Source organism: Flavihumibacter petaseus NBRC 106054 (assembly GCF_000974785.1).
GTDB classification, from domain to species: domain Bacteria; phylum Bacteroidota; class Bacteroidia; order Chitinophagales; family Chitinophagaceae; genus Flavihumibacter; species Flavihumibacter petaseus.
In genome coordinates this window covers 488,858-500,429 of sequence record NZ_BBWV01000002.1, presented here as the reverse complement: position 1 = coordinate 500,429, position 11,572 = coordinate 488,858, and the positions used below count along the sequence as shown (strand labels likewise).

At 49.1% G+C, this 11,572-nt stretch carries 14 protein-coding genes and 1 tRNA gene; 3 read left to right on the top strand and 12 right to left on the bottom strand.

All coding sequences use genetic code 11. The features are described from left to right. Positions 1-5: 5 nt before the first annotated feature. The 4 genes from FPE01S_RS12010 to FPE01S_RS11995 are packed head-to-tail and all read right to left on the bottom strand — an operon-like array spanning position 6 to position 3,759. A complete protein-coding gene (locus FPE01S_RS12010; protein ID WP_046369228.1) occupies positions 6-1,082 on the bottom strand; it encodes an efflux RND transporter periplasmic adaptor subunit in 1,077 nt (358 codons plus the stop codon). A 21-nt stretch (positions 1,083-1,103) separates the two neighbouring features. Continuing rightward, a complete protein-coding gene (locus FPE01S_RS12005; protein WP_052955866.1) occupies positions 1,104-2,441 on the bottom strand; it encodes a TolC family protein in 1,338 nt (445 codons plus the stop codon). A 29-nt stretch (positions 2,442-2,470) separates the two neighbouring features. After that, a complete protein-coding gene (locus FPE01S_RS12000) occupies positions 2,471-3,094 on the bottom strand; it encodes a TetR/AcrR family transcriptional regulator (protein ID WP_046369226.1) in 624 nt (207 codons plus the stop codon). 56 nt (positions 3,095-3,150) lie between these two features. After that, positions 3,151-3,759 (bottom strand): TetR/AcrR family transcriptional regulator, encoded by a 609-nt coding sequence (locus tag FPE01S_RS11995; protein ID WP_046369225.1) that lies wholly within the window; start codon positions 3,757-3,759, stop codon positions 3,151-3,153. A 160-nt stretch (positions 3,760-3,919) separates the two neighbouring features. Between FPE01S_RS11995 and FPE01S_RS24880 the strand changes: the two genes are divergently transcribed. The 3 genes from FPE01S_RS24880 to FPE01S_RS11980 all read left to right on the top strand — a co-directional run bounded on the left by FPE01S_RS24880 (position 3,920) and on the right by FPE01S_RS11980 (position 5,251). Continuing rightward, complete coding sequence (locus tag FPE01S_RS24880) at positions 3,920-4,564, top strand: hypothetical protein (protein ID WP_052955728.1); 645 nt, start codon at positions 3,920-3,922, stop codon at positions 4,562-4,564. A gap of 176 nt (positions 4,565-4,740) precedes the next feature. Next, a complete protein-coding gene (locus FPE01S_RS26330; RefSeq protein ID WP_281176203.1) occupies positions 4,741-4,866 on the top strand; it encodes a hypothetical protein in 126 nt (41 codons plus the stop codon). Between the two features lie 142 nt (positions 4,867-5,008). Continuing rightward, positions 5,009-5,251: an ArsR/SmtB family transcription factor gene (locus FPE01S_RS11980; protein ID WP_046369223.1), complete on the top strand. Its 243-nt coding sequence runs from the start codon at positions 5,009-5,011 to the stop codon at positions 5,249-5,251. Between the two features lie 8 nt (positions 5,252-5,259). On the opposite strand, the gene FPE01S_RS11975 is transcribed toward FPE01S_RS11980, so the two are convergent. The 8 genes from FPE01S_RS11975 to FPE01S_RS11935 all read right to left on the bottom strand — a co-directional run bounded on the left by FPE01S_RS11975 (position 5,260) and on the right by FPE01S_RS11935 (position 11,551). Further along, positions 5,260-5,643, bottom strand: coding sequence for a hypothetical protein (locus tag FPE01S_RS11975; protein WP_046369222.1), 384 nt, complete (start codon positions 5,641-5,643; stop codon positions 5,260-5,262). Between the two features lie 297 nt (positions 5,644-5,940). Then, the gene (locus tag FPE01S_RS11970) at positions 5,941-6,231 is read right to left on the bottom strand and encodes a hypothetical protein (protein ID WP_046369221.1); all 291 of its coding nucleotides are present in this window, start codon (positions 6,229-6,231) and stop codon (positions 5,941-5,943) included. A gap of 441 nt (positions 6,232-6,672) precedes the next feature. Continuing rightward, positions 6,673-6,754 (bottom strand) — tRNA-Leu (locus FPE01S_RS11965). Positions 6,755-7,355: 601 nt separating this feature from the next. Then, positions 7,356-8,285, bottom strand: coding sequence for a DMT family transporter (locus FPE01S_RS11955; protein ID WP_046369219.1), 930 nt, complete (start codon positions 8,283-8,285; stop codon positions 7,356-7,358). Then, a complete protein-coding gene (locus FPE01S_RS11950) occupies positions 8,285-9,097 on the bottom strand; it encodes a 2,3,4,5-tetrahydropyridine-2,6-dicarboxylate N-succinyltransferase (RefSeq protein ID WP_046369218.1) in 813 nt (270 codons plus the stop codon). The genes FPE01S_RS11955 and FPE01S_RS11950 overlap by 1 nt, the downstream gene beginning before the upstream one ends. Positions 9,098-9,133: 36 nt before the next feature. Beyond that, positions 9,134-9,727 (bottom strand): porin family protein, encoded by a 594-nt coding sequence (locus FPE01S_RS11945; RefSeq protein ID WP_046369217.1) that lies wholly within the window; start codon positions 9,725-9,727, stop codon positions 9,134-9,136. Positions 9,728-9,793: 66 nt separating this feature from the next. Then, on the bottom strand, positions 9,794-11,041 hold the full coding sequence (locus tag FPE01S_RS11940; protein WP_046369216.1) for a metallophosphoesterase: 1,248 nt from the start codon (positions 11,039-11,041) through the stop codon (positions 9,794-9,796). A 9-nt stretch (positions 11,042-11,050) separates the two neighbouring features. Continuing rightward, a complete protein-coding gene (locus FPE01S_RS11935; protein ID WP_046369215.1) occupies positions 11,051-11,551 on the bottom strand; it encodes an NADPH-dependent FMN reductase in 501 nt (166 codons plus the stop codon). Positions 11,552-11,572: the final 21 nt, after the last annotated feature.

The window sequence follows — 11,572 nt, the reverse complement described above, 5'->3', positions numbered from 1 at the left end:
TGGGCTTATTGAACCACTGTGATCGCGGTGCCATCATTAAGGTTCACCTGTCCGCTGGTAATCACTTTCTCTCCCGCTGTCAATCCGTTTAAAATTTCTACCTGCTCTCCGGCAATGCGACCGGCTGTTACCGTTCTCAACCTGGCAACAGAATCACCGGCGCTGACAAAAACCTGGTTATTGCTCACACTGCCGACAAAGGCGGAACGGGGCAGCAACAGGACAGGTGCCCCGGCACCAAAATCAAACTCAGCTGTGCCATACATACCAGCGCGCACTTTGTTGCCGGGGTTGGCTGTCAATGCGATCTCCATGGGGAAACTCAGGCTGGCATCTGATTTGGGAGCAATGAAACTGATCTTCCCGGTAAACACCTGGTCGGGGAACACGCTCACCCGGATCCTGACGGCATCGCCTTCTTTTACCTGGGCTACCTGTTGTTCATTTACGGTTACGGCCAGTTTCAGGGAAGAGATATTCACCAGTTCGAACAGCTGGGTACCTGGAGAAACTACTGCACCGGGTTCAATCAGCCGCTTGTTTACAATGCCATTGATGGATGACCGTACATAGGTATCCCCTACTTTCAGTTTAGCTTGCTGTAGACGGGCTTCTGCATTCACCAGGGCCAGTTTGGCCTGATCAACCTGCTGTGCAGTGACGCCACCTGTTTGCTGAGCGCTTTCATAGCGACCGAGATCGCTTTTCGCATTAACATAGGCCGCATTGGCACTTTCCACATCCACGTTCAGTTGATCGGCCTTGATGATGGCCAGCACCTGGCCAACTGAAACCCGGCTGCCTTCATCCACCAGTACGCTGGTTACACGGCCCGAGTTTTCTGCTGCAAAATTCATTTGCTGTGCAGGGATAAAATTTCCGTTGGCCATGATATTCTGAGCGAGTGAATCTTTCTGAACGGTAGTGGTACGCACAGTTACCCTACCATCCGCCTGGGCAACAATGGCCGTCTTCGCTGCATTTTCTTTTTTGTTCTTCGACAGCACCTGTCCGACGATCACCACCAGCCCGGTAAGCATCACTACGGTGATCAGAACATTAAAAACTTTCTTTTTCTTCATAACTGTTATTTTGATCGGTGTTTATTCGTTGAGGAGGGATTTCAGTTTACCCTGTGTTTTCAGTAATTGAATTTCAGCAATCCGGTAAGCCAGTAAGGCGGAGGAATAGTTGTTGTTGGCATCCGTTAGTGCGTTTTCTGCATCGAGCAGATCGGTCAGCGGAGCGAGGCCCAGGTTGTAATTGCTCTGGGTATTGCGGTACACCTTCTGCGCCAGGGTGGCGTTATCCAGCTGGCTGCGCAATACCACGAGGCTGTTCTTCAGCTGGGTGGCAGCATTTTCATAGGCCAGGTTCAGCGACAGACTTGCCTGATCGATATCTTCCTTCATTTTCAGGATTTCGATATTGGCCTGTCTCACTTTTGACCGTGTGGAGAATCCGTTGAAGATGGGAATCTTCAGGTTCAATCCGATCGACGCATAGTCAAACCAGTTTACGGAGGGACCTTTGCCCATTGGAAAACTATTGCCCAGTCCCTGTACGCCGTAATTACCGGAGAGGCTGAGGCTGGGATAATATTCTGCCTTGATGGATTGTTTTTTGAATTCCAGCAGTTCTCCCTGTTTGCGCAGTAACTGCATTTGCGTAAGGGAATTGACATCCGGCCGGCTGGTATCGCCCTGGGTGAGAATTTTCTTAAACTCAATGGGCGGGAACGTAAGTGGGGTTTGAATTTCCATACCCATGGCAAACTTCAGCTGGTTTTCCTGCAGCGTGATGGAATTTAGGATCTGCTGGCGCTGGGCATATAGGTTGGAGAGATTGACGGTTGTTCTGTCCACATCAATCTCTTTGGCGAGGCCGCTTTCATAGAGGCCTTTGATTACTTTACTGATCCTGGCGGTATTTTCAATAGTAGTATCCAGCACATTCAGTTTGTGTTTTTCCACCAATACCTGGTAATAAATGCCGGATACCTGTTCGATGAGTTGTTCATCAGTCAGCTGTGCATTGATGCGATAAAATTCCCGGCTGGAGTTTGCTGCACGCAGACCCGTAATTACCCCTTTGTTGTACAGGTTTTGTGAAAGATTGACATTGGCACCGGAGTTCCATTTCTGCCCGAATGCCACCAGGGTGGTGGTGCCGGGTTGGCCGGTCAATTCACCCGGTATGGGGGTTAGCTGCAGCAAGGGATTATAGGTCAGCGAACCAGATCCAGAGATAGTGGGTAGGGCGCCGGCTTTCACTTCGGCGATCTGGTGTTCTACATTCTCCACATCCAGTTTGGCTTTGTGGGCAGTCTGGCTGGCGGACAGGGCATATTTCAATGCATCCGGCAGGGTGAGTGGTTTATCCTGTGCAAATACCGGGATAACCAGTAAGAGCAGGCAAATAAAGAAAAGCGGTTGTTTCATTTTCATTCGATTAAAGAGAAAAAGTTGTTTTATGCCTGTGGAGTTATTAAATACTGTTGTTCATACTGTTCAAGAAGTGCTGCACCCCGTGCAGTAACTAGGCCATTGAGGTAGTGCAGGAGAATCTGTTCATCGACGGTGTCCTCAGACCATTTGCCGGACAAAGGGATTTCCCCGCTCATCGCTTCGATGAGTATGGTTTGCAGGCTTGCGATGATGGCAGGATGGATGGATGGACGGTATAAGCCTTCTGAATGTCCGCGTTCAATATTCTTTTCGATCATCTGGCGGAGGAAGACATTCCTGAATTGCTGATAGCGGGCAGACAGCGGATAAAATTCCCGCTGGATATCGGAGAATGCTTTCTGCCGGAAGAAGGTGATCACGGGGCGGAGACTGATCCAGCAGAGGAGGCATTCTTCGATGGCATCTTCTGCTGTGGCGATGCTGGCCAGGCAGGCTGCCTTTGCCTCTTTCAGCTGCGGTGTATAGACAGCGTCCACCAGTTCCTGTTTGTTCTGAAAACAGGAATAGATGGTCTTTTTGCTGATCCCCATTTTACCTGCGAGCTCCGCCATGGTAATGCTTTTTATACCGAACCGGCTGAATAAACTGCAGGCTTCCTTTTCAATTTTAACTTTTAATTCTAACATTATTGTTTGAATATATTGTTTGACATTTATGTCAATTCACAGGCAAAAAAAATCGCCTATTTGAACAAGGCTTTTAAAATGGCGGCTTTCCGTTGCGCCAGGAATTGCCGGTATTGTTTATCACTCATCTGGAATATTTTTTTGAACATTGGCTGGGCTACCCCGGGATAAGCCAGCAGGGAGCTGAGGTTGACCATGAAATCCAATGGGGTCATATGGGGGATGGTCCCTTTCTCTATCTCCGTTTCTATTTCTTTCAGGAAGCGCTTCACTTTGGTATGCATATCCCTGGTCGCCAGCTTGTCCACCACTTCATCCGGGTTAAGGATCCCGTCATTCATCCGGGAGATCATATAGGCGTCGATATAGGGCAGGTTGAGGGATTGCTCAATAAAAACATCAATGAAGTATTCAATTTTTTCCCGGAAGCTGCTGCTTCCTTCCATGACGGTTTTGAGTTTCGCGTCCATGTTTTCCCTGGCGTCCTGCAGGATTTTCTCAAACAGCACGTCCCGTGACCGGAAATAATAATTCAACAGGGTACGGGTGACACCTGCGGCATCAGCGATTTCCTGGGTGGTGGCTTTGAACCGTCCTTCCTTGAAAAAGATATGGCGGGCTGCCTCCACGATCTGTTTTTCCGTATTGCTGTCTTTGATAGCCATGGGCAATGTTTGACATTATTGTCAAACAGCAAAGTTAAACAAAAACCATTACCTGCCAAATAATCCATGCTTCCGGATATTATAGTAGCCGATAAAGAATTAGCGGTAGTTGTACCGTGTGCCTTACCGGGTGGTCAATAAATTCCCCAATCGGCCGTTCTTGCGGCTGACCGTCGAATTCCCGATACCATTTTTCCATATCGTTACTTCCCTGTTGTTTTCCTGTAAAAAAGGAGATACCGGAGAAACAGGACCGGCAGGTCCGGCAGGCGCACAGGGCGCAGCCGGCATCCAGGGGCCGGACGGCACACAAATCGTGAGCGGCAACGGCGCCCCCGAAGTAACGTCAGGCGTCAATGGAGACTTCTATCTCGACCTGAGTTCATCCAAACTGTATGGCCCTAAAACGGTTTCCGGATGGGGAACACCCCTGTTGCTGGCCGGAGCTACGGGAGCAACTGGTGCTACAGGAGCCACTGGTGCTACGGGAGCTACGGTAGCTGCGGGAGCCGCTGGCGCTACTGGCGCGGCAGGTGCAAACGGGAATTCTATTATAGCAGGTACAGGAATTCCTGCTGCCAATATTGGTACCCCCGGGGATTATTTTCTGGACAAAGACACCTATAACCTTTATGGTCCGAAAGATACCAATGGATGGAATGCGCCGGTCAGCCTGAAAGGTCCGAAAGGAGATCCGGGAACAGCAAACGTGATCTATTCCGGATGGAACTATGCGTCGAAATTCAATGACAGCATCATCGACCATTCATCCGTGAAGGTGGGTATGTCAATGCTCCATCGATAACATCGGAGAACCTGAGCAATTCACTGATCCAGGTATACTTTACATATGGTGGCGGTGTGATGGTATTGCCCTATACTTCATATGCCGGAGATAAGCCAAATACCATCGCATTTATCCCTATGACTGGCAAAATCCTTGTTTCCCGTTTCACACATGATAATAGCAATAGTGTCAACTTGTCCACGCTTTTGCAGTACAGGTATGTGATCATTCCAGGCGGCGTGGCTGCCCGGGCGGCCAAACTTAATATCGACTGGACAAATTATGAAGCAGCGATGCACTTCATAGGCACCCAGGAATAAATCAGAAAGCGCTTCACTTTGCATCTACGTGCCTGGTGAAGCGCTTTAACCATCTACAATACCCTGGTTGCAACATTTACAGTTGATCGCATTGTGCATAACTCGATTTTCACTTTTCGGCGCCACACCATATTTTAGGTTCATGAATGGCGCCACGATAACCCTGCAGGTCTTATACAACACCGTATGTAACGAAGCGCAGCCAACGCGGTACGCCGTTACACCTTCGGAAATCCTGCTCCGGCACCCGCTGACCTGGGACATTATCACACAGCACCTGCAAACCTTACAGGAAACCGGTCTTATCCGGCTGGAAGGCGCAGAACAGCGAAGCCTGGTACGCCTGACGGAAGCAGGAATCCGACACATCATCAATGCTGCCTGACACCAATACTACCTGATTTCAATTTGCCTTGTTACAAATGCCCTGGTTTCGATTTGCAGCTTCCTGGAAACAACTTGTTTTCCGTTGCCTACCCTGATGGTATAATTACCGTCTTCCGCAAGGTCAAACCGGTACCGGCAATAATAAGTAGCAGACTGCACCACAGTATCTACCGCCGTCCCTAATTCCGCATGACTGATCTGGATACTGATTTTTTTCATTTCCGGGTTATCCAACTGTAAGACAAAGGATCCGCCCTGCTCCGGTTTCACGATAACATCGAAACCAGGGTCGTTCTTTCTGCATTGCTGATTTAACTGGGACTGTTTTTCTGATTGCGCATTTACGGATACACTAACAAACGCACACAGGCTGATGAATAACAGTTTCATAGTAAGTGGTTATTTGCCCGCAAGTTCTGAAGGGCATATTACCTACTTGTTACGGAAATGAGAATTCAGCATTATGAAATACTGTGTGATCTGTCGTCTTGCTGCGACGATGTGTATCTTAAAATCTAACTGGTAGCACGTTGTGTTTATCGATATGGAAGACAAACAACGAGGAGAAAATGTTAGTCTCTGTGGGGCTAAACTGGCGTCTATTCTCTGACAAACGCTGTGAGGTGCTCAATACCACAAAATAACCTGCCAAAACAGGGAACTGTTTCAGTTACCGGAATACCAGGCTCACAGGAAAAACACCCGCCCAAAAGCAGCAATGGCTGTAACGTCTCCGGTAACTCTGGATATTGCCGTCCGGTATACCACCTGATCCGCTACTATAATCGACTTTTCGGCAGCCAGCTTTGCCAGTCCTCCCGCAATAGACTCGGTTACGGATCCCCTTGGACCAGCGTCGGCGTGCTCCATATAATGCTCACGTATTGCTTTTCGGATAGTGGTCTCCGAAGGTTTGGTAAAATATGCTGCAACAGCGATGAGTCCGCAGAAAAGGAAAAATCTGAACAATGCTTTCATGAGGAAAATTTCCGGTTAAATTACGGGGTTACAGGCAATAAGTTCTCCCTGGTCACCACCCCTGCTGTGGATATGTATGATATTTTCACAACAAGAATTGCCATTAGCCGAACCATCAAAACAGCTTCCCAAACAACTCCCAAAACGTTGACTGGCAATTTCACCTCCTCAGGTTTCTAAGAAATTGAATTAATCCATTTTTTATTGGTTTGCTTAAGAAAGTAAAGATTCAATGCGCACCAATAAAAAACCCAGACAATCGTCGGGGCCTTTGTGCCCAGGACTGGATTAATGTGTCCTTGATCCAGGTACTCCTGCGAGGGGCGTACCCAAAGGTCCAGCGTCACTATCGCGCCGCTCAGTTTTTTTATTGGTCTACTTTTGAAAGCGAGCTTTCAACGCCGCCCAATAAAAAAACCCCGACAATCGTCGGGGCCTTTGTGCCCAGGACTGGATTCGAACCAGCACACCTCGCGGCGCCGCCACCTGAAGACGGTGCGTCTACCAATTTCGCCACCTGGGCATCCTGTTACTGGCGTAACGGGGTGCAAATATAGGAAATTATTGTTCCCGGCAAAATCTGTGTTTGCTATTCCTGCCATAAAAATGAATAATATCGCTGGCCCAGTAAACTGACACTATATCGTTCATGACCCAGGTAGGGCACATTAATAGTTCTAAGCGCGGGTTTCAATTGTTTGAAATTCCTCAAGGTAGTTCCAGGGAATTCTTTTACACTCCCATCCTGAAAATATAGAATTACCATATGTATTGTGCGATACCTGGTAATAATATCAGAAGTACTGAAACCCCTTACTGCTGCCATCTCAACGACATCCGTTTTAGCAGAAAAAATATTGGTGATTTCCAGATGATCAGTATTTATGGTCACGGAATACCGCTGCCGAAGGAGTCCAGCAAAAACCTGGCAACATATAATTAATGAAAATCCGCATAAACAGCCACCCATGAACAATTGCAACAGAAATATGCCGAATGCGGATTGGTGTCCGAAAGCCAGGATGGTTAAATAAGACATTAGCAAAAACAAACCGCCAAATAAGGTCAATGCTACAACCCGCAGGACGACCATCCACCAATTGAATTTTCCTCTAAAAGTTTTTTCATAGTCTTGAATCTTGTCGAATTTCGCCTTTAGTCAACCTTACTCCCCCCTTCCACCCTATCAGGATCACGCCGGCCACCACCAGCACTGTGCCGATAAATTGTCCCGCATGCATCTTTTCGCCAAGGAAGAAATATGCCTGCACAATCGTACTTACCGGGCCAATACTGGAAACAATCGCGGCGTTGTTAGATCCGATTCTTTTCATCCCTGCCGCTATCATGAAAGCCGGGATCACCGTGGCGAATACGGCCAGCAGGATACCATAGCGCCACACAGCAGGACTAAACTGCAGGGCATTGACGGAATGCGTCAGGAGGAAATGCACCCACACACCAAATGTACTGGCCAGCATGGCGTAGGCGGTGAAGCGGGTAACACCCACCTGGGGAATCATTTTTCCACTGCCGGCAATATAGAAGGCATAGGTAATGGAACATAGAAAGATGAGGAAGCTGCCCAACAGGAAATTCGGATTCTGCTGATCCACCTGGAATTCGCCTAGATAAGCGATGGCAAGGCCGGTATAGGTAAGCAGCAGGGCCCAGCGCTGCCGTTTACTCAGCACCTGCTTCAACCAGATAAAATTGATCAGCGCAACGAAACTGGGATAAAGAAATAGAATCAGCCGCTCGAGGCCAGCGGAGATGTATTGCAATCCTACAAAATCGAAGAGACTGCTCAGGTAATACCCGAGCAGTCCCAGTACCGCTACAGCTGTCCATTGCCGTGTGGTCAATTTGTTTTCTCCCTGTTGTTTTGACCAGAAGGCTGCTCCCAGAAAAAAGGGCATCGAAAAAAGCATCCGCAATGCAAGGAGCGTTACCGCATCCATCTGTACTTCACGGAAAGCCAGTTTGACCAAGATGGCCTTCGTGGAAAACATTACTGCGCCGAAAAAAACGAGCAATACTCCGGTCCAGCGCATTATACGCTTACGTTGAAATCACGCAACGCATCGTTCAGGCTGGTCTTGAGATCGGTGCTGGCTTTCCGCTGACCGATGATCAGCGCACAGCCCACCTGGTATTCGCCTGCGGGGAATTTCTTTGTATAAGAGCCCGGGATCACCACACTGCGTGCCGGAACGCGGCCTTTATGTTCAACGGGACCCGCACCGCTCACATCGATAATCTTGGTACTTTTCGTCAACACCACGTTTGCGCCCAACACGGCTTCCTTCTCCACTACCACGCCTTCCACCACAATACAACGGCTTCCGATAAATGCACCATCTTCAATGATCACCGGACTGGCCTGCAGCGGCTCCAGTACGCCGCCAATGCCCACGCCACCACTCAGGTGCACGCCTTTGCCGATCTGTGCGCAACTGCCTACCGTAGCCCAGGTATCCACCATAGTGCCTTCATCCACATAAGCACCGATATTTACATAACTGGGCATCAGGACCACACCCCGCGCAATAAATGCACCATAACGCGCTACCGCATGAGGAACTGCCCGTACACCGAGACTGGCATAATTGCTCTTGAGCGACATCTTATCGTAAAACTCAAAAGGACCTACTTCCCAGGTCTTCATCTGTTGAATACCGAAATACATGAGAATGGCCTGCTTCACCCATTCATTCACTACCCACCCGTTCTCACCTGGAGAAGCCACGCGGAGGCGACCCTTATCCAGTTCTTCCATCACAGACCGTACGGCGTCTGCATAGTTCCCATCTTTCAATAATTCCCTGTCAGACCAGGCCTGCAGAATCTGCTCTTTGAGCTCCATAGCAAAAAATTTCCGCTAATGTAGCGAAACTTGCCCTTACAGGATCTTGAAACCAACGCCGATCTGGAAGCCTTTGTTCTTCCAGGCATTCTCGATCTCCGAAGAACTGATGTCATTCAGACTGGTGAAATAACGTCCGGTAACCCGGAATGCACCAAAGTTGATCTGTGCACCGCCCACTATGGAGAAATCACCCGCACTGAAAGCGTCCTTGCTGTTTTCCAGCAGGCTTTTCTCATTGTCCAGCAACACACTGAACTGCGGACCGGCCTGCAGGCTGAGCCAGTCGAGCAGCCGATAATTGAGCGTAATAGGAATCTGGAGATAATTCAATTTAATATCCTGGTTGTTGGAACCGGGCAATGCGCCATCTACAATATCAGAAAAATCACTGCCGGTCTGACCGGTATATTGTGACCATAACAATTCCGGCTGGATGAAGATCTTTTTTCCGAAACCGATCTCCGCAAAACCGCCGAGGTGGTAACCGAAATTAAATTCATCACTCATGGCCTTGCCATCAACCTTGGTGATGTTGGCGCCGCCTTTAATTCCGAAATGGAGGCCCTGGGCCTGGGTAGCGGTCGCTGCACAAAACAATGCTGCCGCCAGAAGCAATTTGACTTTCATATGGGATAGTTGTAACTGCTAAGATAGCGGATGGCCCCTGGTTACGGTTAAGCCTGCCTGTTAAAGTCAAACCAATTCGATCACCGTGATCTCCGGGAGTATGCCCACCCTGCCCGGGTAGCCAATGAAACCAAACCCGCGGTTCACATAGAGTTTCTGCTTGCCGTCTTCATATAGTCCCGCCCACTGTTTATACATATATTGTACCGGGCTCCACTTGAACCCGGGCAGTTCCACCCCGAACTGCATGCCGTGGGTATGGCCGCTGAGCATCAGGTCGATATCGGGATACACCTGTTTCACTTCACCCTCCCAATGACTGGGATCATGGCTCATCAGGATCTTAAATGGATAGTCAGCCGTTCCGGGATAAGCCTGATCCATCTTCCCGTATTTTGGAAAGTTTCCCTTGGCACTCCAGTTCTCAATGCCGAGCAGCGCGATCTTGTCTCCGCCTCTTTCCAGTACAACATGCTCATTCATCAGCAGGCGCCAGCCGATCTCGCCATGCACTGCTTTCAGTGATTCGAGGTTCGCCACCTTGGCTTCCGGTGATTCCCAGCGGTAATAGTCGCCATAGTCATGGTTGCCCAGGGTGGAATAGACGCCCATCGGCGCTTTTACCTGGGAGAAAACGGATTTGTAAGTATCCATTTCGACGGCGCGGTCGTTAACCAGGTCGCCTGTGAACAGTACGATATCGGCCTGTTGCTTCAGGATGGTATGCACCCCTTTTAACACGGCCTCGTGATCAGTGAATGAGCCGGAATGGATATCGCTGATGTGCAGGATCTTTAGTCCTTTGAACCCCTGTGGCAGGTTGGCATATTTCAGCTTTACCTTTTTAACGTGGTAATTGTATTTGTTGGAAAAGCCATACACGAGTGAGCTGAAAAGCGTACCCCCGGCCGCCAGTCCCAGCCAGCTGAGAAAAGCAGATCGGGTGATGCCATCTGCGCCCTGGGATACCGGTACAGAAGGATTACTGAACAGCTTGCCGACCATCCAGGTCATGCCGCGGCGTACATCGTCCACCAGGAAGAAGGTGCTGGCAATAAGTTTGGAAAAGAATAATCCTACGATAATGGCGAAGCTGTAGGTGCGCAGGGCTTTGGGCCATTGTTCGCTTTGCAGGTAGGGCAACCCGGCCAGCAGCACAATAGTGGCAACGGAAATAGTCCAGTACGCGGTGGTCAGGATCAGCCGGAGCCTTGAACCGGCGGATTGGCTGACTACTTTAAGGGCCTGGTAAACATAAATATCCAGAACGATGAGGATCGCGATGATGATCCAGAGAAATCCGGTGTTTCGCATGCGTAAAATTTAAAATGCGATGAACTCATTCAGCTGCTGGTCAATGGCCCTGAGGGTAGCAGGGTCTTTGATTGTGCCATCCAGGTTCAACAGCACATTTACCACCGAGATAGGCAGTTTGTTCGGATGCACCACTACTTTCATATAATGGAGGATACCGGTAAGGTGTTCCATACCACGCAGATTCCCTGCCCTGCCGGTGGATACCCCAGTCAGCAACGCTTTTTTCCCCCACCATACGCGCTGAATATCGCTGCTGTCAAATAAAGATTTCAGTACCCCGGGAATGCTCCCGTTATATTCAGGAGAAACAAATATGAATTTTTCTGATGGGATCAGAATGGTTTCTTCCAGGGCACGGATCGCGTCGTTGCGGGTGCCGACTTCAAGATTCTCCAGTGAAATCATCTTTGCATCTATTCCTTTGGCTTTCAGTAATTCCTGATATTGGGCGGCTATTTTAATCGTATTACTCCCTGGTCTGTTGGTCCCGGAAATGATGGTGTACATGTTGTTCCTTTTTTGTTGGCC